The organism is Haloferax mucosum ATCC BAA-1512 (genome assembly GCF_000337815.1).
In the GTDB taxonomy this organism is placed as follows: Archaea; Halobacteriota; Halobacteria; order Halobacteriales; family Haloferacaceae; genus Haloferax; species Haloferax mucosum.
This window is the reverse complement of sequence record NZ_AOLN01000018.1, coordinates 707,932-734,410: the sequence shown is the minus strand read 5'-3', so window position 1 is coordinate 734,410 and position 26,479 is coordinate 707,932. Positions and strand designations below refer to the sequence as shown.

At 64.1% G+C, this 26,479-nt stretch carries 27 protein-coding genes; 15 read left to right on the top strand and 12 right to left on the bottom strand.

The features are described from left to right. Window positions 1-109: 109 nt before the first annotated feature. The 13 genes from C440_RS16400 to C440_RS16340 all read left to right on the top strand — a co-directional run bounded on the left by C440_RS16400 (window position 110) and on the right by C440_RS16340 (window position 12,255). Window positions 110-745: an HAD family hydrolase gene (locus C440_RS16400; RefSeq protein ID WP_008321787.1), complete on the top strand. Its 636-nt coding sequence runs from the start codon at window positions 110-112 to the stop codon at window positions 743-745. Next, window positions 736-1,638 carry a CobD/CbiB family cobalamin biosynthesis protein gene (locus tag C440_RS16395; RefSeq protein ID WP_008321786.1) on the top strand — a complete coding sequence of 301 codons (903 nt, stop codon included), beginning with the start codon at window positions 736-738 and terminating at the stop codon, window positions 1,636-1,638. Before C440_RS16400 ends, C440_RS16395 begins: the two co-directional genes overlap by 10 nt. Beyond that, entirely contained in the window at window positions 1,629-2,396 is a 768-nt protein-coding gene (gene cobS / locus C440_RS16390; RefSeq protein WP_008321785.1) for an adenosylcobinamide-GDP ribazoletransferase, read from the top strand. The genes C440_RS16395 and cobS overlap by 10 nt, the downstream gene beginning before the upstream one ends. Continuing rightward, the gene (locus C440_RS16385) at window positions 2,396-2,986 is read left to right on the top strand and encodes an NTP transferase domain-containing protein (protein ID WP_008321784.1); all 591 of its coding nucleotides are present in this window, start codon (window positions 2,396-2,398) and stop codon (window positions 2,984-2,986) included. The genes cobS and C440_RS16385 overlap by 1 nt, the downstream gene beginning before the upstream one ends. Next, on the top strand, window positions 2,977-3,999 hold the full coding sequence (locus C440_RS16380) for a nicotinate-nucleotide--dimethylbenzimidazole phosphoribosyltransferase (RefSeq protein WP_008321783.1): 1,023 nt from the start codon (window positions 2,977-2,979) through the stop codon (window positions 3,997-3,999). Before C440_RS16385 ends, C440_RS16380 begins: the two co-directional genes overlap by 10 nt. Beyond that, the gene (gene cobD, locus C440_RS16375) at window positions 3,989-4,999 is read left to right on the top strand and encodes a threonine-phosphate decarboxylase CobD (protein ID WP_008321782.1); all 1,011 of its coding nucleotides are present in this window, start codon (window positions 3,989-3,991) and stop codon (window positions 4,997-4,999) included. Before C440_RS16380 ends, cobD begins: the two co-directional genes overlap by 11 nt. After that, window positions 4,992-5,726 carry an adenosylcobinamide amidohydrolase gene (locus tag C440_RS16370; protein ID WP_008321781.1) on the top strand — a complete coding sequence of 245 codons (735 nt, stop codon included), beginning with the start codon at window positions 4,992-4,994 and terminating at the stop codon, window positions 5,724-5,726. The genes cobD and C440_RS16370 overlap by 8 nt, the downstream gene beginning before the upstream one ends. A 99-nt stretch (window positions 5,727-5,825) precedes the next feature. After that, window positions 5,826-6,839 carry a pyridoxal phosphate-dependent aminotransferase gene (locus C440_RS16365; protein ID WP_008321780.1) on the top strand — a complete coding sequence of 338 codons (1,014 nt, stop codon included), beginning with the start codon at window positions 5,826-5,828 and terminating at the stop codon, window positions 6,837-6,839. A 61-nt stretch (window positions 6,840-6,900) separates the two neighbouring features. Next, window positions 6,901-7,674: a nucleotide-binding protein gene (locus C440_RS16360; protein ID WP_008321779.1), complete on the top strand. Its 774-nt coding sequence runs from the start codon at window positions 6,901-6,903 to the stop codon at window positions 7,672-7,674. Then, window positions 7,671-8,246 carry a hypothetical protein gene (locus tag C440_RS16355; protein ID WP_008321778.1) on the top strand — a complete coding sequence of 192 codons (576 nt, stop codon included), beginning with the start codon at window positions 7,671-7,673 and terminating at the stop codon, window positions 8,244-8,246. The genes C440_RS16360 and C440_RS16355 overlap by 4 nt, the downstream gene beginning before the upstream one ends. A 24-nt stretch (window positions 8,247-8,270) precedes the next feature. Next, window positions 8,271-8,990 (top strand): hypothetical protein, encoded by a 720-nt coding sequence (locus C440_RS16350; protein ID WP_008321777.1) that lies wholly within the window; start codon window positions 8,271-8,273, stop codon window positions 8,988-8,990. Between the two features lie 565 nt (window positions 8,991-9,555). Beyond that, window positions 9,556-10,488, top strand: a complete 933-nt coding sequence (locus C440_RS16345) for a UbiA family prenyltransferase (protein ID WP_008321776.1) — start codon at window positions 9,556-9,558, stop codon at window positions 10,486-10,488. 81 nt (window positions 10,489-10,569) lie between these two features. After that, a complete protein-coding gene (locus tag C440_RS16340; RefSeq protein WP_049915930.1) occupies window positions 10,570-12,255 on the top strand; it encodes a histidine kinase N-terminal 7TM domain-containing protein in 1,686 nt (561 codons plus the stop codon). A 37-nt stretch (window positions 12,256-12,292) separates the two neighbouring features. Here C440_RS16340 and C440_RS16335 read toward each other — a convergent pair whose 3' ends face one another. Next, window positions 12,293-12,739, bottom strand: a complete 447-nt coding sequence (locus C440_RS16335; protein ID WP_008321774.1) for an ester cyclase — start codon at window positions 12,737-12,739, stop codon at window positions 12,293-12,295. 128 nt (window positions 12,740-12,867) lie between these two features. Continuing rightward, complete coding sequence (locus tag C440_RS16330) at window positions 12,868-13,353, bottom strand: hypothetical protein (RefSeq protein ID WP_241432048.1); 486 nt, start codon at window positions 13,351-13,353, stop codon at window positions 12,868-12,870. 592 nt (window positions 13,354-13,945) lie between these two features. Between C440_RS16330 and C440_RS16325 the strand changes: the two genes are divergently transcribed. Then, a complete protein-coding gene (locus tag C440_RS16325; RefSeq protein WP_008321771.1) occupies window positions 13,946-14,704 on the top strand; it encodes a DUF3592 domain-containing protein in 759 nt (252 codons plus the stop codon). Between the two features lie 112 nt (window positions 14,705-14,816). Here the strand turns inward: C440_RS16325 and C440_RS16320 are convergent, their stop codons facing one another. The 9 genes from C440_RS16320 to C440_RS16280 form a co-directional block, all read right to left on the bottom strand. Then, window positions 14,817-15,350: a DUF7261 family protein gene (locus C440_RS16320; RefSeq protein ID WP_008321770.1), complete on the bottom strand. Its 534-nt coding sequence runs from the start codon at window positions 15,348-15,350 to the stop codon at window positions 14,817-14,819. After that, complete coding sequence (locus tag C440_RS16315) at window positions 15,347-15,781, bottom strand: DUF7262 family protein (protein WP_008321769.1); 435 nt, start codon at window positions 15,779-15,781, stop codon at window positions 15,347-15,349. Before C440_RS16315 ends, C440_RS16320 begins: the two co-directional genes overlap by 4 nt. Further along, window positions 15,774-16,454: a DUF7263 family protein gene (locus tag C440_RS16310; protein ID WP_008321768.1), complete on the bottom strand. Its 681-nt coding sequence runs from the start codon at window positions 16,452-16,454 to the stop codon at window positions 15,774-15,776. Before C440_RS16310 ends, C440_RS16315 begins: the two co-directional genes overlap by 8 nt. Continuing rightward, window positions 16,451-16,999: a DUF7266 family protein gene (locus C440_RS16305; protein WP_008321767.1), complete on the bottom strand. Its 549-nt coding sequence runs from the start codon at window positions 16,997-16,999 to the stop codon at window positions 16,451-16,453. The genes C440_RS16310 and C440_RS16305 overlap by 4 nt, the downstream gene beginning before the upstream one ends. Further along, entirely contained in the window at window positions 16,992-17,738 is a 747-nt protein-coding gene (locus C440_RS16300; protein WP_008321766.1) for a DUF7289 family protein, read from the bottom strand. Before C440_RS16300 ends, C440_RS16305 begins: the two co-directional genes overlap by 8 nt. Continuing rightward, window positions 17,735-19,654: a type II secretion system F family protein gene (locus tag C440_RS16295; protein ID WP_008321765.1), complete on the bottom strand. Its 1,920-nt coding sequence runs from the start codon at window positions 19,652-19,654 to the stop codon at window positions 17,735-17,737. Before C440_RS16295 ends, C440_RS16300 begins: the two co-directional genes overlap by 4 nt. After that, window positions 19,651-22,005, bottom strand: a complete 2,355-nt coding sequence (locus C440_RS16290; protein WP_049915926.1) for a type II/IV secretion system ATPase subunit — start codon at window positions 22,003-22,005, stop codon at window positions 19,651-19,653. Before C440_RS16290 ends, C440_RS16295 begins: the two co-directional genes overlap by 4 nt. A gap of 250 nt (window positions 22,006-22,255) precedes the next feature. Then, the gene (locus C440_RS16285) at window positions 22,256-24,001 is read right to left on the bottom strand and encodes a histidine kinase N-terminal 7TM domain-containing protein (protein ID WP_008321763.1); all 1,746 of its coding nucleotides are present in this window, start codon (window positions 23,999-24,001) and stop codon (window positions 22,256-22,258) included. Between the two features lie 72 nt (window positions 24,002-24,073). Further along, the gene (locus C440_RS16280) at window positions 24,074-24,925 is read right to left on the bottom strand and encodes a UbiA family prenyltransferase (protein WP_008321762.1); all 852 of its coding nucleotides are present in this window, start codon (window positions 24,923-24,925) and stop codon (window positions 24,074-24,076) included. Between the two features lie 423 nt (window positions 24,926-25,348). On the opposite strand from C440_RS16280, the gene C440_RS16275 reads away from it, so the two are divergent. Then, window positions 25,349-25,900 carry a zinc ribbon domain-containing protein gene (locus tag C440_RS16275; protein ID WP_008321761.1) on the top strand — a complete coding sequence of 184 codons (552 nt, stop codon included), beginning with the start codon at window positions 25,349-25,351 and terminating at the stop codon, window positions 25,898-25,900. A gap of 82 nt (window positions 25,901-25,982) precedes the next feature. Here C440_RS16275 and C440_RS16270 read toward each other — a convergent pair whose 3' ends face one another. Next, window positions 25,983-26,477 (bottom strand): DUF7529 family protein, encoded by a 495-nt coding sequence (locus C440_RS16270; protein WP_008321760.1) that lies wholly within the window; start codon window positions 26,475-26,477, stop codon window positions 25,983-25,985. Window positions 26,478-26,479: the final 2 nt, after the last annotated feature.

The following is a 26,479-nucleotide window of genomic DNA, read 5'->3' as shown; positions in this document are numbered from 1 at the left end:
GGTTGGGTACGCCGCGCGCAGGAGCACTCCCGGCAAGCCGCGCTCTGTTCGAGCCGACTCCACCTTCGGCTTCGCTATCTTCAAGTAGAATTTCATCGATGAAACTCTAGTGGCAGTCACGTTCGACCTCTTCGGTACGCTCGTCGATGTCGAGTATCCAACAGACCCGGGCACTTCCGTCGCCGACGCGCTCTGTGAGTACGGCGTGGACGTCCCGAGCGATTGGGACGACGCCTACCGCGAGGTCCATATCGACGCCCCCGAAGGGGCCGAGGTTCCGCTTCCCGCACACGTCGCCGCCGCGCTTCGCTCGCGCGGTGCCGAGTCGCCAGACAACGCGGCGCGTCGCGCGGTCATCACGGCGTTCGACCCCGATGTGACGACTCGACCCGGAGCGGTCGAAGCGGTCGAGGCTGCCCGCGAAGCCGGTCCCGTCGGTCTCCTTTCGAACTGCTCGGTGCCGGAACTCGTCGCGCGGACGCTCATCCGTTCCGACCTCGACCGACGCGGCTTCGACAGTATCACCACGAGCGTCGCCTGTGGCTGGCGAAAACCGCATCGACAGGCGTTCGAAGCCGCCGCTCGCGGCCTCGATGTCAACGTATCCGACCTCGTTCACGTCGGCGACGACCCCGACACCGACGGCGGTATCGAAGCCGTCGGCGGTCAGTTCGTGAGTCTCGAAACGACGGCGCTCGACGCGCTCGCAACACGGTTGCGTGCCGGGGAGGTCCCGTGCCCGTGACGGCGGTGGTCGCCGTCGCGGTCGCGGCGGGGTTGGACCGTCTCGTCGCTGAACCGCCCGCGCGTATCCACCCCGTCGCGCTGTTCGGACGCCTCGTCGCACCCATCGACCGCGAGTGGGAACACCCGACTGCGGTCGGCGCACTCGCCGCGCTCGCGCTTCCGGCGCTCGCCGCGGGTATCGTCGCGGGTGCGACGTGGGGCGCGACGCTCGCCTCTCCGTGGGCCGGTTCGGTCGTCGCCGCGTTGGCCCTCTTCTCGACGACGAGCCGTCGGATGCTTCTCGATGCGACAGAAACCGTCGTGTCGGCGACGGCGACCGACCTCGACCGCGCGCGGACCGACCTTCGCGCGCTCGCCGGGCGCGACCCGGCGTCGCTCTCGCCGGGGGCGATTCGAAGCGCCGCCGTCGAAAGCGCGGCCGAGAACCTCGCCGACGGACTGGTCGCCCCGTTACTCGCGTTCTCTCTCGTTGCGCCGGGGTCGCTCCCGCTCGCAGTGGGAGCGGCGGCGTGGGTAAAGGGCGTCAACACGCTCGATTCGATGCTCGGCTACCGATACAAGCCGGTCGGCCGCGTCCCCGCCCGCCTCGACGACGCGGTGATGTGGCTTCCGGCGCGCCTGTCGGCCGTCTTACTCGCCCTCGTCGCTGGGGCACCCGGCGTTCTCACGCGCGTCGGGTCGCTCGCTCGGCGTCCGGCGTCGCCCAATTCGGGTTGGCCGATGGCGACGCTCGCCGTCCTGCTCGAAACGCGACTGGAGAAACCGGACCACTATCTGTTGGATGGCGGCCCGGAGTTTCCCGACGCGGAGACTGCGGCACGCGGGGTGCGACTCGTCTCGCGCGCCGGCCTCGCCGCGTTCGCCGTCGCGGGGGTGATTGCGTGGTTCTAACCGCAGTCCGCGGCGCACTCGGCTTTCTCACGCGGCTTCCGGTTCGGAGCGGCGAGACCGAATGGGAGTCGTTCAGGCGGACGCCGGTCGCTTTCCCGCTCGCCGGGTACGTCATCGGTGGACTCGTCGCACTGCCCTTTGTCCTTCCGCTCCCGATTCTGACCGCGGCGGCGACGTATCTCGTCGCGCTGTATCTCGTGACCGGCGTCACCCACGCCGATGGGCTTGCGGACATCGGTGACGCCGCCGTCGTTCACGGCGACGCCGAGCGTCGGCTATCTGTCCTGAAAGACTCACAGACCGGCGTCGGAGGCGTGCTCGCGCTCGGTGTGACGCTCGTCGTCCTCGGACTCGGCGTGCTCGGTCTCGCCGGGACGGGCGGCGGACGCGCTGGACTCACGGCCGCCGTCACAATCGCTGTCGCGGCCGAAGTCGGCGCGAAGGCGGGGATGGCAACGCTGGTTTGTCTCGGCGAGCCGGCCCACGAGGGACTCGGGTCGGCGCTCGTCGGGGAAACCGACGCATCCGCCCTCTTCGGGGTCGCTGTCGCGTGTCTGCCAGCCCTCGCACTTGGGCTGTTCACCGGCGGTATCGGTGTCGTCGCCGCGGTCGCCTGCGGCCCTGTCGTCGCGCTCGCCCTGCGCTCGTGGGGGCAGACGCGACTCGGCGGCGTGTCAGGTGACCTCATCGGAGCGACGAACGAACTGGCTCGCGCCGCGGCACTACACGTGGGGGTGGTCGTGTGGACGCTCTTTTGATGTGTGGCGGCCGCGGCACGCGCCTCGACGCGCCGGTCGAAAAGCCGCTCGTCGATATCTGCGGGCGACCCATGTTCGACCGCATCGTGGAGACCCTCCGTCGCTCCAGCGTCGAGACCGTTCACGCGGTTACGTCACCGTACACACCGCGTACCCGCGCGCGAGCGGCGGAACTCGATATCGACTGTATCGACGCGCCCGGCGAGGGCTACGTCGCCGACCTCGATTTTGCGCTCGAACGCGACTCGGTTTCGAAACCGGTCGTGACCGTCGTTTCCGACCTCCCGCTCTTGTGTCCCGACCACGTCGATGCGGCGATTGCGGCCGCCGATGGCGGATCGCTGACGGCGTGTGTCCCCGTCGAACTGAAAGCGTCTTTCGGAGCCAGTATCGACGACTCGCTCGTGTTCGACTACCGCGGAACCGACGTCTGTCCGACCGGCTTGGGCGTCGTCGGCGCGGACCCCGACCCGGCTGACGCACCCTCCGCAAACACTGATTCAACCATGTATCTCACGACAGATTCGAGACTCGCACTCAACGTAAATCGCCCGACAGACATCGCGCTCGCGGAGGACCGATGCGAGTAGTCCTCGTCGCCGGCACGACCGGGACGGCCAAGATTCCCGGCATCAGCGCCGCCGGTGCGGACCCATCGCTCGTTGACCACACGCCGAGCGCCGACGCCGAAATCATCGAATACGGAGACACCGTCCGCTCGCCGGTGACGCCGGTGAGTCCGACAGGCTGTCCGACGCCCGCGGCAATCACCCGCGCCGTCCGCGAACTCACAGGATTCGACGTGCTTACGGTCGATGCGGGACTCGCCGAACCGACCGCGACGCCGACCATCGACGTGGGTGCCCGACCGGGTGACGACATCCGCGAGAGCGAGCCAGTCCGGACCGCACCCGGCGCGTTCGAGGCGGCCCGACGCATGGGTCTCGCGCTCCCCGAAGACGAACTCGTCATCGGCGAGACGGTCCCCGGCGGAACGACGACCGCGCTCGCCGTCTTGCGCGCGCTCGGCGAGTCCTTCCCGGTCTCGTCGTCACTCCCGGACAACCCGACGGGTCTCAAAGAAGAAGTCGTCGCCGAGGCGTTCGACGCGAGCGACATGGAACCCGGCGTGGCGGCCCACGAGCCGAGACGCGCCGCGCGATATCTCGGTGACCCCGTACTTCCGGTCGTCGCCGGACTCACTGTCGGGGCGTTGGAATCCGACATCGACGTGACGCTCGGCGGGGGCACGCAACTCCTCGCGGCGGCCGCGCTCGCCCGACACGCCGGTGCCGACGGCGATCTGACGCTTGCGACCACCTCGTATCTCGCAGCGGACGTGCCGGAACTCGAAGCCACGGCCGCCGAACTCGACCTCGACGTGACCGTCACCGACCCCGGATTCGAGACGCACCCGTTGGACCGCTATGCGGCTGGCGAGGCCAAGGAAGGCGCGGGAATGGGCGGCGCACTCATGCTCGCCGACCGGATGGGCGTCATCGACGACGTGGAGGCGGCGACGCTGGACGTGCTCTCGCGGTTGGACCCAGAAGCCGTCGATGTTGATGTCGATGTCGTCGGCGAGGCCGAGGATGGAGCCTGACGCCGTTCGGGCCGCCGCTCGCGTCCCTCACGGGGGAACGACCGATAGCTCGGTTCTCGACTTCAGTGCGAACACGAACCCGGAGCGACCCGCTGGCGTCGATGCCGTGTACGTCGACGCGCTCGACGCTTCGACTCGCTATCCCGACGACAGCTATCCCGATTTCCGGGCGGCCGCGGCCGACTACGTCGATTGCGACCCGGCGTCGGTCGTGCCGACCGCGGGCGGTCTCGAAGCGCTCAGACTCGCCTTCGAAATCACGCTCGAACCGGGCGATTCGGCGCTCGTTCCCGAACCGAGTTTCGGCGAGTACGCCCGCGAGGTCGGGCTACAGGGTTCGACCCCCGTCCGCGTCGCACACGACGAACTCCTCGACGCCGACCCCGCAGACCACGAGATTGCGGTCGTCTGCACGCCGAACAATCCGACCGGCGAACTCGCGGACCCGACTCGTCTCCGCGAGTTCGCGGCCCGCTGTCGTGACGCCGGGACCGTTCTGGTCGCCGACGAGGCCTTTCTCGATTTCACCGACGCGTCGAGTCTGGCCGGCGAGTCCGGCGTTATCGTCGCCCGGTCGCTGACGAAGATGTTCGGTCTCCCGGGCATCCGCGCCGGGTTCGCAGTCGCTCCCGGCGACCTCGGCGACCGACTCGCAGTTGCCCGTCGGTCGTGGTCGCTTTCGACCCCCGCGGCGGCCGTCGGTGCGCACTGCATGCGCGACACCGAGTTCGTTTCGCGCACCCGCGAGCGCGTCGAGTCGGAGCGCGAACGCCTCCGACAGTCGCTTTCGGCGTCGTTTTCGGTGTCGCCGTCGGACGCGCCGTTTCTCTTGGTAGACGTCGGCGACCGCGACGTTCAGTCTGTCGTCGAGACCGCGTTGGAACGCGGCGTCGCTATCCGCGACGCGACCACGTTTCGGACGCTCGATTCGCACGTCCGCGTGGCGGTAAAGCGCCCGGCAGAAAACGACCAACTGTGCCGCGCACTCGCCGATGTTTGAGACGACGTGCCGGGAGGGCGTCTGTCGCCTCGGTCGTCCGGGAACGCGTTGGCTCTCGACCGGCTACGCCGGCGGCGAATCGCACGGCTCGGCCGCGTACAACGTCACCGTGCCCGACGGCTGGTCGAAGACCGACCTCGACGCCTACATCGACCGCCGAGTCACTGCCGCGGGGTTCGACGACGCCGGTCCCGTACTTCTCACGGGCGTCGCCCAACAGCACGCGCGTCGCGCTCGGTTCGGCCCGGTCGAAGTCGTCGCCACCGCGGGCGTGTCGAATCCGGCGGCGTTGCCGATGGACGGGTCGGTGGACGAGTGCGACCGAGACCGTGACGGCTCTGAGCAGGTGTCGGATGCCGACCACGAACTCGGCGATACCGTCGGCACCGTGAACATCGTCGTCGGAACGACGCGCTCGCTGGAACCGGGGGCGCTCTCGAATCTCGTCGCCGTCGCGGCCGAGGCGAAGGCGGCGACACTGCTCTCACGGTGTCGTGCACCGGGAACGACTTCCGACGCGATTATCGCCGCGTGCGACCCCGATGGCGAGTCGGTGACCTTCTCGGGGAGTGCGACCACAGTCGGCCACGCGGCCCGAATCTGCGTCCGCGACGCGGTAGCGGCGAGCCTCGATTCGCGGTACGAGTACGAAACGATGCCACAACGTGTCGCTGAAGCACCATACGGAGTCGTCGCCGACGACAGCGCGACCGTCAGCAAAATCTGAGAACAGACGGGAATCGGACGTATTCACCGATAAACTGTCGGTGGTATCTAAATGAACTATGAAGAAGCTTTGAATATGGTTCGTATCTAGCAGGTAGACATGGACCCGGCTTCGGTACCCGATGTGGACCCCGTAAGCCGCGGTGGAGCCGCAGACCACTCGGTCGTCGATTTCAGCCTCGGTTCGAACCCGGAGCATCCGTCCGGTCTGGCTGGTGTCTACGAATCCGTGCTCTCCACCTCGCGGCGGTACTCGTTGGACGACCACTCGGAGTTTCGTGTCGCCGCGGCCGAGTACGTCGGTTGCAAACCCGACGAGGTTGTTCCCGCGGCGGGCGCTATTGAAGCGCTTCGACTCGCACTCGGTGTGACCGTTTCGCCCGGCGACACCGTTGCCACGCCGGAGCCCTGCTGTGGCGAATACGGCCGCGAAATCGAACTGCAGGGTGGCACACAGGTTCGCGCCCCACGCGACGAGTTTTTACGGACTGTTGACCCCGAAGACCACGCGACGGTTATCCTCGGCCATCCGAGTCATCCGACTGGCGAGGCGTACCCGACCGACGAACTCCGGGCGTTTCTCACCGAATGCCAGTGGGCGGACACGCCGGTCATCGTAGACGAGTCGTTTCTCGGATTCACGCGTCTGCCGAGTACCGCCGGTCTCGACGGCGTCATCACGCTCCGCTCGGTGACGAACGTCTTCGGGGTGCCGTCGCTCCGCGCCGGATTCGCGGCCGCGACGGGCGAACTCTACGACAAGCTTTCCCGCGCGCGGTGTACGTGGGTGCTCTCGTCGCCGGCGGTCGAGGTGGCGACCTACTGTCTCAAACAGGACGAATTTCTCGAAGCGACACGCGACCGAACCGAACGAGAGCGGTCCCGAGTCACCGCCGAACTGGAGGTCCTCGGCTACGAAACACACTCTTCTGACGGCCCGTTTGTCCTCTTTCGCGCGGACGACGTTGACAGCGTGCTCCGTGAGACGCGACGCCGCGGCTTCGCGCTTCGGGACGCTCGGTGCTACCGGACGTTCGACTCACACGTTCGCATGACCCTTCGCCGTCCGCACGAAAACGACGACCTGCTCGACGTTCTCGCCGAAGTCGGCTGAGACGAGGCGGGCTTCACACGCGTTCCGAACACTTATGCGAAGTCACCGGGCACGTGGGGGCATGGTTGAGGCGTTCGCCGTCGCCAGTGGAAAAGGCGGCACGGGGAAGACGACGAGTACGCTCGCGCTCGGGATGGCGCTCGCCGAGGACTACGACGTGACCGTCATCGACGCCGACACCGGGATGGCGAACCTGCTTTTTCACGCCGGACTGGACGACGCGGACGTGACGCTCCACGACCTCCTCATCGACGAGCGAGACGCCGCCGTCGAGGACGCGGTTTACGACCGCTTCGGCATGTCGGTCGTCCCCTGCGGGACGAGTCTCGCGGCGTTCGAGGAGGCCGACCCCGAACGACTACGGGACGTGGTCGTCGAACTCGCAACCGGAACCGACGTGCTTCTTTTGGACTCTCCCGCCGCCCTCGGGTCGAAAAGCGCGGTCCTCCCAATCGTTCTCGCCGACCGAATCGTCGTCGTCCTCCAGCCGACCGTCCCCTCGCTTTCTGACGGGCTGAAGGTACAGGAGTACGCCCACTCCTACGGCACCGACACCGCGGGCGTGGTGTTCAATCGCGTCCGCGCCGACGAAAACGTAGACCGCATCGCCGACCAAGCGAGTCGGTACTTCGGCGGCCAAACGCTCGCGTCGGTCCCCGAAAGCGACGCGGTTCGCGCCGCCCGCCGCGAGGGCAAGCCGCTTTTGGCACACGCCCCCGACGACCCGGCGGCCGACGCCTTCCGCGAGGCGGCCGCCCGATTGGACGTCCGCGACGGCGACGGACGCGACGTCGCAGAGCGGTTCAAAAGCGCTGTCATCCCCGAGCGGATATGAATATCCCGCGAGGCGCACTGCTTCGGTCGCGGGTCGTTGACGACGCCGCTGACGTGCTCCGGTCGGTCCTCGCGGAGAGCTTGACCGGCTACGTCGTCTTCGAACCACAGGACGCGCTCCTCCTCGGTGAGACCACGCGCGGCGTCGTCACGTTCGAAGACGGGATTCCAGTGCTCGCGTACGACACGGAACGCGACCGCGGCGGACGGGACGGCTTAGAAGGATTCGCCGTTACCGGGCCGAACCGCGTCGCAATTCACGCCGTCGATGCCGACGACCTCGCCGAGGCCCACGCCGTAGACGAGTTTCGCGTCGCGCCGGGCGCTCCCGCGCGCGTCCTCGCCGGCGACGAGCGACTTGCGGACCGGACGTTCGAGGCCGCACCGGCCGCCCGCCGCGAGGAGGCACGCGACCAGAGTTCGGTCGAGGCGTTTCTCGCCGACGCAGAGGCAATCGAGGCGATTCGCTCCGAGGCACGAGAGGAAGCACGCGCCCGCGCCGCGGAGTGGGGACTCGACGATGCGTTGGCTGACGGCGACGCCGAACCGGCGGCTCGCACCGACAGCCACTAAAGACTCTCTTCCCGTAGTTCGGTCGTGACCGTCCTGCGCCTCCTTCGACTCCATCGTCCCGCAGATTTCGCGGATTGGTATCGCATCGGTGCCGAGTACGTCCACGACGTCGCCGCGGGAATGGGCCTTCGCGTCGGAGATTTCGAATCTCGGGTCGTCCGCGCGACCGACGCGATGCGGGCCGGTCGGACCGACCTGCCGCCGGACCTCGCCCGGTCGGTCGCCGCCGATTTACTGGCCGATGCGGTATTCTGCGACCCGTTTTGTCAGTGGATGCCGCTGTGGTACGAACTCGGACTCGCCGCGCCGTGTGCGTACGCGGACTTCCAACTCAAGCGAGTCGCAAAGCGGTACGCGGCCGACCTCCCGCATCTCTCCGCACCGCGATTTTCCCGCCCCGAAGACGTGTACGTCGATGGCAGACCCGCGACCGCGTACGTCGATAGCTTCGCCGACAAGTTCGTCCTCGCTGACGCCGTGCTCCACCTCGAATGGTTCACCTACGTCGCCCGCGAGTCGGGAATCTTCGTCCCGCCACTGCTCGTCGAACGAACCCGCGAGCAGACGGTCGCGTACTACACCGGCCGACGGGACGACCTCGACGAGGACGTTCGAACCTTCCAACGCCTCTTGTTTTCCGACGACGAGTGGGTCCGCCGAATCGCAGACGTGTACGACCTCGACAGTACGCTGTTCGACCTCTGGGCTCGAATCCTCGAACGCGAGCGACGCGCGCTCGCCTGAGTGTCCACAACGCCGTCTCCGACCTGACGTTCCGTTCGTCCACGCCACACTCTTTGCCGTGCCGTGCGCTCCAACGTGACATATGACAATTGAAAAATGTTTTAACGGTAGGGGATAAACGCGGATACTGCAGGTACATACCTGCACTTGGGTTGCGTATACAGGGGAGTTTTCCCCAGTGTCCGTGGAGTGCAGGCGGGTGCCCGGCCGCCTACACTCTCCCTTCTCACGGAACTTCGAACGTCCGTCGAGCGGAGCTACTCGGGTTCAGTGAGTCGCACATTCGCTTCGATGTCTCGAACAGCCAACCGCGTCCCGAACGACCCAATCACAATCCCGACAGTACTGCCTCGACGAACGAACTGTGTGCTCGCGGGCGATGCAATCTTGGACGCATTTGTCGCCTACTCGCCAGATTCGACGCACGAATGGGACGCTCCGCAATCGTTCTATCCGTTCTGACAAATCGGGACTTTTCCCTCATACTTGAATGTATGGACAGCTGATTTGTCACTGGCGACGGGTGTGGGACCGAAACGCTCAGAAATCCGTCGTGGTGATAAAAATGTCAAACAAACCAAACAATGTCTCGGGTGGGACACGAAATCAAGCGGCCGTACGCAACCTGACGGGGTGGGTCGTCGAATCGGTCGGTCATTCGGTGGCCGCGTTCCGATACAGTTCGGCGTACCTCGCCGTCATCGCGGTTGTACAGGTTCTGCTCGTCACGAGAGCGCTCTCGTTGGACGTGACGTTCGCACCCGTGGTAGTCGGATTAGTGACGTTCGCAGTCTACCTCGGAGACCGCATTGCTGACGCCGACACCGACGCAGAGACGACGCCCGAACGAGCGGCGTTCATCCAACAGCACGAACACGCGCTGAATCACGCCGTCTCGTTATCGTACGGTGTCGCCGTCGCGCTCGCCGTGCTCGGCGGTCCGTACGCGCTGGCGCTGACGCTCCTTCCGGGCGTGTTCTGGGTGCTCTACGCCTCGAACTGGCTCCCGACGATTACCGCGCAGTTCCGGCGACTAAAGGACGTGTTACTCGTGAACTCGCTCGTCGTCGCGTTCGCGTGGGCGGTGACGCTGACCGCCCTGCCGCTCGCGTTCGCCGGTGCGTCGGTCACGCCGGCCGCCATCGTCGTGTTCGCGTACTTCTTCCTCAGTATCTTCGTCAACGTCGAGATACCGAACGTCCGCGACGCCGAAGGCGACAGCGCCATCGGTGTCGAGACGCTTCCGGTCGTCTTCGGCGTGACGCGAACGCGCCGCATCTTGTACGCCATCGACATCGTGACGGCACTCATCGTCGTCGTCGCCGGCGCACAGGGGCTTCTCGCTCCGGTTTTCGTCGCGGCGCTCTTAGTCGGACTTGCGTTCTCCCTCTGTGTCACGTCTCTCGTCGGCCGGACCGCGCACGACGACGTACTCACGCTCGCGGCCGAGTCCGAGTATCTGGTCGTCGCAATCGCTTTGATTCCGGCCGCACTCTGAACTGTAAAAATATAATTCCCTTACACTTTTTAGTGAGTCTGCTGGCGTTTATTATACTTCGAGCAGGTCGTACTGTCCAAGATGGTCCCCATCACTCCACTTTCCCTAGTGTTACTCGCTACAATCGTTATCGGAGTTGCGGCGACCCTCACTGCGTGGCGAGCCAGACCGGAACCGGGGTCGTTCCCGCTTGTCGCCATGCTCGCGGGACAGAGTTGGTGGTCCATCTGCCTCGTGTTCCAGATTCAAGCGACGACGCTCTCAGAGAAAGTGTTCTGGGTAGACATCTCTTGGATTGGCGTCGTCGTCATCCCCGTCGCGTGGCTCGCGTTCTCGCTCGATTACACCGGCCGTGACCAGTATCTTCGTCCCGCTTATTTCGCGGTCGTCGTCGTCATTCCCGCGATTACAGTCGGGCTGACACTGACCAGTGACTATCACACTCTTCTCTACCGCGATTCGTGGCTGGTCATCCAAAACGGCGTCTTGCGTCTCGGTCAAGCAGTCGGCCCGTGGTTCTGGGTCATCACGGTTTACACCTATCTACTCGGTCTCCTCGGTAGTATCCCGATTTTCGGCCTGCTGACGAGCGAGATGCGACCGTTCCGCGGCCAGAGCGTCGCACTCCTCCTCGGAACCCTCGCGCCGTGGGCGAGTAACGTGTTCTACCTCCTCGGCGTCTTCGACACCTCCGGTCTCGACCCAACGCCAGTCGCGTTTTCGATCTCCGGCGTCGCTTATCTCGCCGCAGTCACGCGATTTCAACTCTTTGGCGCGAGTCCGTCACCGACACACAGAGCGCGCAGACTCGTGTTCACGCAGATGCACGACGGGGCCGTCGTCGTGGACCGCCAGGATACGATTGTCGATATGAACGAACCGGCGGCGGCGATTCTCGGCGGCGAGCAGACGCAGGTTCTCGGAATGCCCTCGGCGAGCGTGATTCCGTCGTACGATATGCTCCCGATGGACGGCGAAGCTCCCGAACCACTCTCAATAGAGACGCCAAACGGAACGAACCGATACGACGTGTCCGTCACCCGAATCGACGACGTTCACGGTCGGTTTCTCGGTCGCGTCATCTCGTTTCACGACGTCAGCGAGATTCTGCGCGAGCGACAGCGACTCAAAGTGCTCAACCGGGTGCTCCGGCACAATCTCCGCACCGAAGCGAACCTCATCGCCGGCTATGCCGACCTGCTGGCCGATACCGAAGAGACGCCCGAAAGCAGGCTGATAAAGAAACACACCCAACGAATCATCGACGTCGGCGACAAAGGCAGGACGATTGTCGAACTGTTCGATACGAACTGGGCAACGAAACAACCCCGCCAGGTGCGAGAACTCCTCGAAACGTGCATCTCGGATGTCTCCAAAATGCACCCGAACGCGCGTCTCGCTATCGGCGATATCCCACCCGAGAGCGCCGTCTCGCCGGTTCTCAAACCCGTGCTCGTGAATCTCATCGAAAACGGCGTCGAGCACAACACCAATCCGAAACCGTGGGTCCACGTCTCAGCCCGCGCCGACGACGAAACGGTCGCGTTCCACGTCATCGACGACGGCGACGGCATCGGTGAGTACGAACGGGCGGTCCTCGCACGCGGCGACGAGACGCCGCTCGAACACGGAAGCGGACTGGGGCTGTGGCTCGTCCAGTGGGGCGTCGATATCGCCGATGGCCAGTTGGAGTTCGAAGACCGCAGTTCGGGCGGAACGGTCGTGACGGTTCGTGTACCGCGGTTTTTCGTGGCCGACGCCGAGTGAGTGGCCGGGTTCTCGAAAAAGACTCGGTCGCGCTGACTCACATCTCGGGGAGGTCAACGACGCCGAGTTGGGTGAACTGCCCGAGTAGGTCGGGTTGGACCCACCGCTCTGCGATCATTCCGTTTTCGATGCGAGTGAAGACCATATTCGGGACTTCGAACGACTTCCCGGTCGGTTCGATGCCCATGAATTCGCCTTCGTGCATGCCACGAAGTGTGACGCGCATGGCGACCGTATCTCCTTCGGCGACGATGTCTTCCACCGTCGCTGAGAAATCACCGAACGACGCTCGGATATCTCTCAGTTGTTGCTTGAGTTCTTCGCGTCCGCGCCGCTCCCCCAGCGGACTGTGATCGACGACATCGGCGAGACAAATCTCGTCGATGAGGTCGATGTTCCCTTCGGTTGCTACTTCTTCCGGGAACCGTCGCGCGAGCTGTGCGTTCGTCTCCGGTGTCGGCGTTGGTGTGCCTGCTGATGCCATCGTTACCCCTCGTCGTACCCGTCACCAGCAACCTCGTCGGTGTCCGCCGCTGGCGACGGGTACTAGCTACCGATATGCTGTGTTGGATGTTAACAATTGTCAATTGCGTCCGGTAGCGGTGAGTCGTGTTACTGTCCGTCGCCGAGAAATGAAGACAGGCAACTTTCGTCTCTGAACGCTGGAATCGAGAGGTAGAACTTGTTCTCAGACCAGAGTTCGTCGAACGCGATTCTGTTGGCATTCTGTTTTTTTGCGGCCCGCTCGAATGCCACTTGCATATCGTCGGCGGCGATTCGTTCTCGCGGGGTGCTTCCATGATTACGATTGAAGACTTTCCCCGCTGTCATTCGGCCCGTTCGGCTTCCACCGTTCTCGTGGATACACTTTGTGTCCACGAGCGCTTTCGTCACGTGGATATCGAGCGGGACGCAAAGGTCGGGTACCCACGAGGGTCGAAACTTGAACGCGTGAACGACTTTTCGGAGGTATTCATTCGCAATCTTCGGGCCGACGTCGTCGATCTCCACCAGCAGTTCATACGCGTCTCTGTGCCTCTCCGCGGCACGGAGTGCCTCCGCATCAAACGCTTCCTGTGCGGCTCTCACTCGTTCCATTCCAATCGTCCCTCCTCGCTGTCGAACAGTAATTGCAAACACTCTGTTGAGGTCGTCTGCAATCGTCTCCGGACGAATTCCGTATATTGTCTCGTACTTCTGTCGAGTGTATGTGACGTGACGACCAGCACCGTTGTAGTCGGTCGGGAGCGCAGCAAGCACCTCGCTGAGTCTGTCTTCGTTTATCTCAAGAGACATACACACGATTCAACCCGGAGGCATGTTATGTTGCTCCTGTCAATGGCGGTGCTATTGTGACGGGTCGCCCTGCTCGACGCATTATTTCTTCTGCCCGCACATCACGTGTGCTACGGGCGCTACAAATGATACAACGACTTCGACTGACGGGTGTTTGGACCGATACGTGAATCCTGGTTCACCTTACGGCGAGCTGGCGAGGTTGGAGCTGGATATGAGACATTTCAGCGAATCACAAGACGTGATGGTTGCATGGAGACGGGGATTATATATGGACCACTCAGACTGATTTCAATGCTAAAAGTATACTTATCTTGCCTCTTAATAGGCGAAATGAAGGGATGGGTACGTTCCGACTGACTCCAGACGTGTTGAAATTTTCTCACTATGCCGTATGAATAGCAACCCGAACGGAAACGACCGAACCCTCACACTAGTCCACGCAGAACTCGTCGTTGGTCTCTTAGTCGTTGTTGCCGGTCTCGCATTTGTTTTTACACAACACGCAATGATTGAAAATTCGATGGTCACCAACGGCACGATGACGACTGCATCGTTTACAGAAACAGTTCACGTGGGCCGTGGGGCTGTCGATGTCACTAGTGACTCACCAAATATAGCGTATCGGTACACAGTCGGTCAAGTCACGTACAACAGCTCTAACATCGTCTCGGCTGGTTCTGAGTTCTACGCAATACGGCCACAGGCGGCGTCTGCACTCGTGAACTCCTATCACGAGGGTTCGACAGTTACCGTATACTATGCCCGAGGCAATCCAGAGAAATCGTTTCTACTGCCTCAACATTCGTTCATTCCACACTATCTGTGTGTCATCTTCGGGCTTCTCATCGTTGCGGACTCGCTGGCGTCTGGCACCATTCTGTACTTTTTATGGCACCTATGCGTCTTGTCGATGGGCGGGCCGAACAACTTCCTGACATTCTCGACGCCCGAGCGGAAGCTTCTCCCGCGGGTTCCAGACGTGTTCGTCTGGGGCGGCGCAATTGCACTCTGTGAGGTCGTTATTCTCCAGTATATTGGTTCCGTGAGCGGCCCAGTGAATATATTGGCCCCAATCACCGGGTTTGTACTGTTCGTTTGCTTCGCGGTCTATTACCGAGGAGCGAAAAAGGAGTCACCACAGACGCTGTGAATGCTTCTACTGGTCTGTCTCTGACTCGCCTGATTTTCAACGTTCAGATACCGATTCCAATCGCATCACCGGGTGTACGTGGGGCGTCCGCTATCGAGGGACAGCCACCGCGTCACTCCGGTTGCGCGACAATCGTCACGTCCGTCTCCGAGTGCGGCGTTCCGATTCGAACGTCGATGGCGACGGCGACGATGGTCGTTTCGCCGGCGCGTTCTTGGACGACGACGCCATCGTCGGCGACGCACTGGCCGAAATCACGGTACGCGCTTTCGGGACAGTTTCTGAGCGCCCAGCCCGCGGCGACGGAGTCGTTCGTCGAGAGTGCGACGCCGCCCGAGCCGATGTGTGCGCGTTCGATTCGCGTGAGCGACGGGTCGAGTTCAGTCCTGAAATCCGCGACGCCAGTCGACCGCGCGGCCCAACTGTACCGGCCTGCGACATCCGCGGTCGCGGCTTCGACGGCGTCGTCTGTCGCGGCGGCGACATCGGCAACGACCGGGTCCGCGTCCGCGACGGCGTAGCCGAGTTGCGCCTGTACGAGCACGAGTGCGAACAACGCGACTACGACGAGTGCGCCGGAGACGAGAACGAGTTGTCCGCGCTCGACGGTCGTCTCGTCGTGCCGACCACAGAAACGTCGGCTCACGGGTACCACACCTCCAGTGTCGCGGTACAGTCCGGTGCCACAGCCGACGCAGACCCGACGCGTGCCGTCTCCGGCGGCGGCGTTCCGACGGTCCCGACGCCGGTCCGGAGAACGACGAACGCGCTGTCGGGGACCCCGGACGTTGCAATCCGGTGTAAGCGTGCCGCGCGGGCGTCGAAGTCACCCGGGGACGTGCAGGCCGCACCGAGAAGCGACCCCGGTCCGTCGGCGGGCACATCAGCGACGAGCACCGCGGCGTCTGCGGCCTGTTGGTCGAGGGCTTCGTCGGCTCGGTCGGGCGCGGTCGGCATCAGCGAGAAACTCGCCGCGACGGCGAGGATAAACAGCGTCGCCACCGCCGCTTCGACGACTGTCAACGAGAGTTGCCCGCGGGTGCCGGTCGACGGGTCGAATTGGAGACGGTCACGCATCGACTGTCACCTCGATTCGGACTGCCGTCGTCTCGAATGCGGTGGCAGAGGCGGTGATGCTTCCCGTCGGCGCGGGGCCGACTCGCTCGACGCGAATCACCGGGTCGGCGTAGTCGGTGACGTTCACCGTGTGCGTGCCTTCGATTCCGGTCGGGCGGTGCAACACGACTCTCTCGCCGACTCGAACCGTTCTGACGGTCGTGTCCGGGTCGGGGTCAACGTCGAACCGAATCTGGTTCGTTCGGCCGTCGAGGCTCATCGCGTCGCTGTCGTTGAGGTCGATCGTCTCGCTGACCGTGCGCGTGTCGGTAGCGACCGCGCCGCGGGAGACGGTCGTCCCGGCTTGCGGGTCGCCGCGAACGGCAATGGTCTCGCCGTCAACGCGGACACGAAAGTCGGCGTTCCGAAGTGCGGGCACGGCCGTCGCCAACTCGGACGCGTTCGTCTGGTTGACGAGCGACCGGGTGAGACGACCGCTCGTGGTCGTGAGTGGTGAATCGGTGACGAGCGTGTCTGCCGCGCGTTCGGCGCGGTGCTGTTCGAGTGTGTCGCTCGTCGCATCCGCGAGCGCCCGGTCGGCGACGACGATGCTCCCGGCGGTGACGGCCGTCACGAGAACGAGCGCCACTGCAAGCCCGGCCAGCGACGTCTGCGCGCGGTTCGTCGCGGTCACTGTCGTCTCCCGTTCGAGAGTTCGAGCGTCGTCTCGTCGCCGCCGACGACGACGCGGGCGACGCAGTCGGTGCCGCTGTCCCACGTGCCGGTGACGTTCACCGACGCGGGGAGCGTCACCGGTAGCGTGCGGTCGAACGCGTCGGTCGGGTGGTCGAGGACGAGTGCCGGCGCGGTCACGTTCGGGTCGGTTGCGAGCGTGGCGTTCGGCACGTAATCGATACGGTAGGCGCTCCCGTGAATCGAGCGCGGCAGATCGACGGCCGCTCGGCGAGTCCCGCGAACTGCCGCGTCGGGCACGGTTGCGGTCGTTTCGACGCCCTCGACCGCAGTCGAAAGCGTCCTATCGGCGAGTTCGTGGCCGACGGCGTCGCGGTGGTCGGGGACGACACCCCCGAAGAGGACGGTCGTCAGGAGACTGATGAATAACACGACGACGGCGGCTTCGAGCGTCTTGCCGACGACCGGAACGAGAGCGCGCTGGGACGCGCGGAACGGGCGGTTCGTGTCCTGCAACCGACAGCGGCGGTGTGACTGGTCAGCCACCGGCGACCACCACCGTCACGTTGTACCGAGCCAGCGTGAGTGTCTGGTCCCCGCCGGGAACCGCGACGGCGACGCTCTCGACATCGTCGCCGTCGTAATCGACACGCGAGGGGTCGAATCCGCGGCGTTCGAACGCGCGTTCCCACGCGCCTGGCGTCTCCGTTTCGATGGCGACGGTGTAGCCGTCGGACGGGAGGTCGAGAACGCTTCTGTTGGTTCGCGTGCGAAGCGCCGCACCGGTTCCGAGACCGACACCATCGGCCGAATCCGCCGTCACCGTCGGCAGCGTGAGAAACGCCACGTCACCGGCGAGTGATAGCGGGACGGGCGTGGCGAGAGTGGCGCTTTCGCCCTGTCCACGAACCACAGCCCCGCCGACGAACGCAACTCTCTGACCGCCGAGGTCGGCCACGTAGCCATCCGCGCCGAAGGTTCTGTTGACGCCGGCATCCGAGATGACTCGCACGGTCCGGTCCACTCGTGAGAGGTCGCCGTCGGTCACACGAAGCGAGTAGGTCTCGTTTGAACCGGCGAAGACGCCGTCTCGGAGTTCGGTGAGTCCTTCGACGGCGGCGTCGGCGTCGGCAGTCGCAACCTGCGCATCGACGAGGGTGCCGACACTCGCGGTCAAGAGACCGATTGCGACGACACCGATGCCGAGGAGGAGCGCGACGCCGACGATGTTCGACTGGGCGCGGGTTCGGTCCGCGGCGTTCGAAGCGGCGGTGGGGCGTCTCATATCAGACCGACCCCCGCGTAGACGAGATAGCACGCGACGACGAGGGCGGCCGAGTGGAGAAACGCCTCGTAGCGACCGCGACTCGCCGTCCCGGCGAACCACCCGGATGCGAGCATCGTCGCCTGCGTGACGACGTACATTCGGTAGCGGTCGCGTTCGAGGTCAACCGCCCCCGCGTTGATGGCGAACTCGCCGCCGGTCGAAAGCGACGAGAGTTGCGCGAAGCCGTCGAAGACGTGGACGTTGACGGCGACGGTGATACCGATGACCAACAGCGCAGTCGTCCAGCCGACGGCGACGTAGACGAGCAATCCAGACCGGAGCGCGCGCTTTTCGTGGTAGAGGCGGCCGATTTCGGTCTGGAGCGTGTCGAAGACAGTACCCGTGTCGCTCCCCCCGTCGAGCGCGCCGACGACGAGTCCAATCGTCTGTTCGGCCATCGGCGTCCCGACGCGCTCGACGAATCGTTCGAGCGCGGCAGTTCGGAGGTTCACGTCGGTCCCGGAACTCGGTGCGGTAAATCGGAGATTGAGCGCGAGGTCGGCCACGTCGCCATCGAGCGGGCCGAGGTCAACGTCCTGACCGACGTTTTCGACCGCCTCGGCGAAGGGCCGTCCGAGGCTGACGTGCCCCGAGACGGCGTGGACGAAGTCTTTCAGTTCGCGGTCTTTCGCGTCGTCGATACGGGCGCGGCGGATGCCGACGAGACCGACCGGGGCCGCGTAAGCGACGTAGCCGGCGAGCGAGATACCGACCGCATCGGCACCGACGAGCGTGGCCAGTCCAGCGACGAACAGTGCCGGAGTCACGAAGACGACCCCGGCGCTGGCCGGATTCGTCAGCGTCGTGGTGAGCGTGTCGAACGCCCGCGGCGGCCTGTCGTATTCGACGGATTGGTCCGGCGGGCGGAGACCGGAAATGAGCAGGCTCGCCCCGAGACCGACGCCGACGATGAACGCGGCACTCGCGTAGACGACGATGCCTCGCGTGGTTGTCTGTCCGAGCGGCGTGGCGACAGGTGCGGAGAGACCGGGCGCGATGACGCTCATCACCGTGAGGACGATGACGAGGAGCGACGGCAACACGAGGAGCACGATGAACAACTCCGCGAGGAGTTCGAGGAACCCTTCTGCGCGCTCGCGGGCGCGGTCCTGTCTGTGACCGAGCATTCGGCTCTCCATTCGGAGGTAGTTTCTGAGGGCGTCGTCGCCCTGCCCAGCGTGTTCGCGGAACTTCAACAGGAACGGCGAAAGCATGCCCTCAGAAGGCGTGTCGCGGGCGACACGTCGGAGTCCTTCGTTTACGTTCCCGGTCAGCGACGCCGTGTTGAGAACGCCGCGAAAGGCGGTGGCCGTCTCGCCGTAGGCGTCCGTCTCGGCGACGCGACGGAGCATCTCGCGCGGCCCGTCGCTCCCGGACGAGAGGACGTGCAGATACCGAACCGCTCCGGGAAGCGTCCGTTCGATGTTCTCCCGCCGGGCGGTCGCCCGCCATCCGAGGTAGCGCCCGGTGACTGCGAGGACGACGCGCCGAGTGACCACGGCCGCTCCGAGCGCGAACGCCGCCGCAATCGGGAATCGCGGAAGGACCGGAATCGGGACGTGTTCGAAGAGCGGAATCGCCGCTCGGAGCACGTCGAGGACGGCATCGACGGTCCCGTCGGGAACCGCGAACACGACGAGAGCTGTCGGGAGCGCGGCGAACAGTCCGCTCGCCCACGCGAGTCCGTAGGCTCGCGCGAGGTAGAGGTCGAAGCTGATTCGCATGTCGGTCCCGCGGTAACGCCGTCTGTCGCGGTCGTGACGGGCGGCATCGACGTGTCTGGCGAAGAGCGCGTAGAGCGCCCTGTCGAGAACCGAAAGCGACCGCACTCGTCCGACACCTCGGTCGTCGCGTGCGGTGTCGAGTTCGGTCACGGCTCTCGGTCCTCCGCGGTGGCGCGGTCATCGCTTCCGGTTTCGTCGTCAGCGCTTTCGGTCTCGTCGTCGGCGCGTTCTGCCATCCGGCGGCGGACGCGCTCGACGGTCGCGGCTTCGTCAGTTCGAAGGTCCGAGAGGAAGCCGAACAGCTCGTTCACGTCTGTCACCTGCTCGCGGGCGAGATACTCGACGTAGCGGTGTTTGCGGTGGAACTCGCGTTCGACCGTCTCCACGTCTCTGTCCGTAGCCTCGGCGATGCGGTGGAACAGTCTGACGCCGACGCGGCGGTGGTCGTCGCCCAACTGCGGATGTTCGTACGAGAGGTCGAACGACCCGTCCGGCGTCCGGCGAGCAATCGTGTTCCAGTGGAGGGTCCGACCGTTTTTCTCGATGACGCCGCGGCGACCCCACGTCTCGTCGTACTCGGATTCCGGGACGAGTTCGACGACTTCGGCGACGTAGCGCTCACCATCGACCTTGTGCGGAAACACGACGAGGTCGAGTTCGCGGAGCAGGTACGGCGGCAAGCCCTGTTCGATGACGCGGTTGACGAGCGTCTCGATGTCGGCGGCGTGGGTGGTGCCGATGACACCGTGGCCGGTGTTCAGCGTCTCCGCGAACGTGGCGAACGATTCCGGCGTGTTGATTTCGGCAATGACCTCGACGTCGGGGTTGAGGTAATTGGCCTCGGTCATGAGGTCGGCCATCGAGACGCGCTTGAACTCGGATTCGTGGTCACGCGTCGTCAGCGAGACGCCCGTCTCGTGCGGCAGGTGGACCTCCCGCGACCCCTCGTCGATGCTAATCGGTCGGTGGTCGTAGGGGATAAACGGCATGTGGGCGTTCATCAAGGTCGTCTTCCCGACACCCGTCGCACCCGAGAACAACACGACGCGATGGTGTTCGTAACAGAGCCACAGCAACGTCACAAGTTCGGTCGAAAGCGACCCGCTTTCGACGAGGTCGATGGGCGTGAGGACGTCGCCGGACTGTTTGCGAATCGAGACGTGTGGGCCGCCTTCGGAGATGACGGGGAGCGCCACGGCACAGCGAATCGTCTCGTCGGTCTTGCTCGTCTCGGCGTCGCCAGCGACCGTCCCGGGTCGGAGGTTCACCTTCGCACTCGGGTTCGACGCGTTCAACTCCACGCCGTCGGCGGCCGCGAGTTGGGTCACGACGTTCGTGAACTCCGTCTCGTCTTCGAAGACGAGATTCGTCGGGACGCGGAGTCCGCCGCGTCCGGTGATGCCCGCTCGCGGGATGACCTTCACGCGCTCGCCGACGCGGTTCGCCTCGATGTCTTCGAGGTGCGGGTCGCGGATGGGAACCGTCAGGATTCCCTCGCCCACGTAGTCGCGGAGAACGTAGTAGACGAGGTCGTCGAGGCGGTCCTCGGCGAACCGACGGTCAACCGGTGGTAACGCAAGTCCGTACTCCGAAAGCGCCGAGCGAACGCGGAACTTCGTGGCATCGACCCACGCTCTCGTGTTCCGTGCGGTCAGTCGCCGCGAGAGGAACTCGCGCGCCCTGTCGCGGACGAATCCGATTCGGTCGGAGACCACGTCGGCAACGTTCGCTTCCCAGATGCGCTCTTTGCACTCTTCGATGAGTTCCGTGTCACCCGGCACGAGGTCGGGTTCGAGGACCGCGTATTTGGTCGCAAACCGGTCGTCGCCGAGCAGTCTGTCTCGGTAGACGACCACGTCCACGTCGTAGCCCGCGAACGGAACAGTGTAGTGTCTCACGCGCTTGGCGGCGATGCGGTCGGCGAACGCGACGTCGGAGTCGAACGCCGTCGTCGCCGGTGCGAAATCTTCGGTGTGGACGACAAGACACTCAGAGCCGTCGCCGCGACCCGCGTCTACGACCTCGATTCGGTCGTCGAGGGCGAGCGGCGTGACCGATCCGAGGAGCCGGAGTTCGGCGAGCGCGTGATGTTCGACGCGCCTGCGGGCGGGCGGCGTGAGGTCGAGCAGTCTGTCGAAGATGCGCCGATACTTCGGTGAGAGACCGGAGTCAGCGCGGGCGGCCGCCCCTTCACGCGTGAGCGGTCGTCGCCGGGTAACAGTCGAGAAATGGTCGCGGACGGTCTCCAACGCGTCGGATTCGCGCGTGCCGAGAATCGGCTCTCGAACGTCGTAGTCGAATCCGTGGTCGGCGTCGCTGATGGTGACGACGGTGTCCGGTTCGACTTCGTACTGCGACCGGACAGTCGGCGCGTACCACGCGGCCGGGTCGTCCGGTGGGACCGGTGCTGGAACGTTGCCGTCCTCGTTGGGTGTCGAGGAGGCACCGAATTCGAGGGTCGGAGTGGGTTGCTCCGACCGATTATCGCCTTGGGTAGGCATACACCGGAGTTGTCCGAGTTCAGTATTTAAGATTTGACCGAGCGAATCGAGTACGCGAGTGAGAACCAAACTGCTCGAAATGGCTGTTTTGTAGCCGTCTACCGCGTTCTATGAGCGACTCCCGGCCGAGCACAGAGATAACTATCAATACGAAACACTACTACAGATATCAGAGATGATAATTAAATGGACGTTCGCCGACATCTGATTCCAGACACACCGCCGTCGTGTCTGCTCGAACCCCCCGGAGTCAACCCAACGTCACCTCGGATTTCTCGCTCGACACCGGGATTCGGAGCACGACTTTCGAACCCGTCGGCGTCCGCCGGTTGAAATCGACGGTACCGCTGAGTTGGTCAACACCCCATTTTACCAGCCAGAGACCGAGACCGCTCCCGTGTCTGAGCGGCGTTTCGCCGTGGGCCTCGATGGCGGCGAGTTCGCTCACGCTGATACCCGGTCCCTCGTCTTCGATTCGAATCACCAGTTCATCGCCATCGACGGTCGCCGTCACGGTCACGACTGGCGTGGTCGCGTCGTTATGCTCGACGCCGTTTTCGAGGAGTTCGGCGACGACCGGTTCGAGTATCGGCGCACAGAGCGCGTCGCCGTCGGGGAGCGACGACAGTCGGACGTTCGACTCGGGGAAGTCGGCTCGGACGGTATCGGCGGCGGCCCGTATCTGGACGGCCGCCGGAAGCAACTGTACGTCGCCGGTGTCGTCGTCTCTCCGTGTGGCACCGAGTTTTCGGGCTTTCTTGCTGATGTTTACGAGGGTCGTCGCGTGGTTCCGAACGGTTTCTGCGTGCGTTCGCGCGGAGTCGAGTGCGCCGCTGTCGATATCCTCTACGACGAGACTGGCGTAGCCTTCGAGGAGGTTCGCCTCGGTTCGGAGGTTGTGTCGGAGGACGCGATTCATCACTTCGAGTTGCTGGAGGTTCAACCGCCGGTCGGTCACGTCGCGGAAGACGTGCGCGTTGCCGATGGCGCGACCGTGGTGGTCGGTGAACTCACTGGTTCGAAGTTCGAAATCTCGTTGGCCGTCGCCGAGCCTGATGGTGACTTGGTCACCGATTGGCTCGCCGGGTGTGATGCCGGAAATAACGTTCGAGACGGGTTTGCCCTTGAGTTCGTCGGCCGAGTGGCCGAGAATTGTGACCGCAGACTCGTTCATCGCGATGACGCGCCACTTCGTGTCCGTCACGACGACCGCATCGACCATGGACTCGAACACGCGTTCACAGGCAACCCCCCGCGGAACCGGTCGTGCATCGAGGAGGTCGTACCGGTTGATTGCGATGGCGTACGCAAGCCCCGCGAATGCGAACGCGGTCGGCGTGAGGTCCACCGCAGTTCCATACAGTTCAAGCAGGGTCTTGATGACGTTCCCGAGAACCGGTAGCAACGTCCCGAGAATGAGCGTCATCGCCTGAAGTCGGTAGACCTCCGGCATGTCGAACGCCGTCTGAAACAGGACAATCGTTCCAGCAACCCACAGCAAGTAGCTGTAGCCGAGAACCACCCAGTAGAGCGGTCCCCAATCGTATTGCAAGACGGTGATAACGCCGCCCACGAGAGGCTCGGCTTCGACTGCCGACCACATGAGCGAGTGCGCCGGACTCGTCCAGACCGCGACGAGCGCGAGCATCGGCAAAAAGGAGATCACAACCAGTGGTATCGGCGTCGTGTACCGGTCGCGGCCGGTGTAGGAAAACGCGAAGACGAACCACGCAATCGGTGCCGCGAGGACGCCGATCCATTGTAAGTTTGCGATGAGGAGCTTGGCTTCGATGTTGGAGACGACGAGTTCGACTAAGTAGCCGGTAGACCAGAGTCCGCTCGCGGCGGCGAGGACGCTGAGGCCAAGCGCGCCCGGCTTCCGCCGAACCTGCCACGTGTATACCGTGACGCCGACGCTGACGAGTCCCGAAATAAATAGCAGGCCGACGACGACGGCGACCACAGAGGTGGGGTGCGCAATGAAGGCCGCGTTCACGGTACCGCACCCCCGGCGTTCGTTCTCACTACACTTACTTTCTCTCCGAGCGACAAAAGGGTATGTACGTAGTTATACAGGAACAAGCGACGCGCCGTGGACCGCGGCGACGACGCCGAGGAACATCAACACGCCTTCACCGTCTCTGAGCGTGCAGAGTCGCTCCACGGACCGGTCCGTGTTCGTGAGCGCGTAGGTAATCCACGCCGAGTACCCGATAGCAGGCAGGAGCGCAATCGGGGCCCAGCGCGGAACGTACCCGAGCCACGCACTTCCGGCGAGAAGGCCGAGTGAGAGCAGTTCCATGGCGTACAGTAGCAACTGGGTTCGCCGAACGCCGACGACCGTCGGCAGGGTTGCGACTCCGTTTTCCTTGTCGCCCGCGACGTCCCTGACGTTGTGGACTTCGACCGAAATCGCAGAGCGGAGGAAGAACCACCCCGCCGCGACGGTCGCCCCGGCGATATAGCGTGGTTCGGTAGCCGCGACCGCAAGCGGAACGAAAGCGACGAGAACCGCCCACGCGAGCGCGACGGTGGCCGTGTTGACGAGGAAGATGTCTTTGAGTCGGTCGGCCGACGGAATCGGCAGGAGTGGTAAACTGTAGAAGACGGCGACGACGCCGGGAAAGAGCGTCAACCCGAGTCCGTAGAGACCGCCGCGGTAGATTGCGACGCCGAGCGCGCCGACGATGGCGAGCGCGGAGAGAGCGGTGTACACCTTGGGGTGCGCCGCGATGAAGGCGGTCCGGCCGGCGTAGTTCGTCTCGTCGGCGTCGAGGTCCGCGAGCTTATCGAAGTTGTAGATGCCGACGGTGATGAGAAATCCGACGACGAGGGCCGCATTCGGTCCGATGCCCGCGAGCGACGAGGCGACGTAAATCTCGCCGATGGTTGCGATTCCGAGGAATACGGAGCTGTGCACTACTGCGGCGTATAGCCGTGGGGGGATAATTCGCATTGCATACGTAATCGATTCCGCTGAGAATTAGTTATGAAGTGTCATTGAGAACGATATAACTGGCGCGTTAGCACGAAGACGTATTGCCCGTTCGGACGCAGTCTGCCGTTATTGACTGCAAAATCAGCTCGGTTACACTGGGATTTTTTGCGGGTACACAGGCCGAGCGTGTCGAGAACCGACGAGGATGGTCGAGTTCCTATTGGTCGGCGTTAGCAAGAGCAAACCAGCACGGACAGTCTTTGTTAATGATATACTACACGTGACGGTGACGCGTCGGTGAGACTCAGTGAGACTTGAGGGGACTCGGTGTATCGGCCACTCGCCAGTGAGGAATGTACGGTGCGATTGGGACACATTTAGGGGGCACACGAACCGAGACCGTGTATGTCAACGCCCGCTGACGAACAGCCTTCACAGGAGCGTGGCCCGAACGAGGTGTTCTGTCGTGACTGCGGTGCCGTCATCGACGAACGAGCGGAGATTTGCCCGCAGTGCGGAGTTCGCCAGCGCAACCCGCCCACGACGTCTCTCGACGCCGCCGCAGACGACTTGCTCGAAGGTGGAAATCCGTTCGTCGCGGCGCTTCTCTCGGCAATTTTCCCCGGGATGGGTCAGCTATACAACCGCGAGCTCGGACGCGGACTCGTCTTTGCGGTGGCGATGGTCGTCGCGTCGTTTTCGGTCGTCATAGCCGTCGGGCTTGTCCTTGCCCCCGCGGTGTGGATTTACGCGATTTACGACGCGTACACGCGGGCGGAACTACGGGCAACGGAGTTACAGCGCGAAGTGACCGAACACGAGACCGAGTCGGACGACGGCGACCTCGAATCAGATGCAGACGATATCGAGTCGAGTGAAGACGGCGTTGCCTCCGACGAGGCCGACACCGTGTCGAATGAAGACGACACCGACGCCACCGCAGACGACGAACAGTAAGCACCGAAGTGGTGACTTACCGCTCGCTGGTCGTCGTGACAAACGCACCGCGAATTCCTAACAGAACGGCTCGAAGACGGCCTTAGAGGTCTGCGTCCCAGTCCGGCGGGAGCAGTGGCTCAGGGTCCTCGTGGACGAATTCGACGCCCTTGTCGGGGTCGAGCGGGTGGACTTTCGTTCGCATGGTTTCGCCGTTGTTGAGCATCGAGAACATCCGGTCCGATTCGGCGAGACGGTAGTACAGCGGCAGACAGACCGCAACCTCGTCGTCCGTCGCGCGAACGACGAGCGCGAGGTAGACGAGACCGTTCGTGACCGCGCGGAACGCCTCGTACTCGTCGAACGTCGCTCCCTCGACGGCCGCTTCGACGTCGCCGTACACGTCGTCGCCGACGACGATGTCGAGACCGACGTGTTCGACGGCGCTGTCGCCCGTTCCGGGAACGGGCACGACATCGCCCGGGAGGGCGACGACGACGTGCCAGCCTTGCTCTCGATAGTCGTCAGCGAGCGCCTCGCACTCTTCGACCACCGTCTCCCACGTGTTCGACTCGTCCGAGAGCGGATGTTTTTCCATGC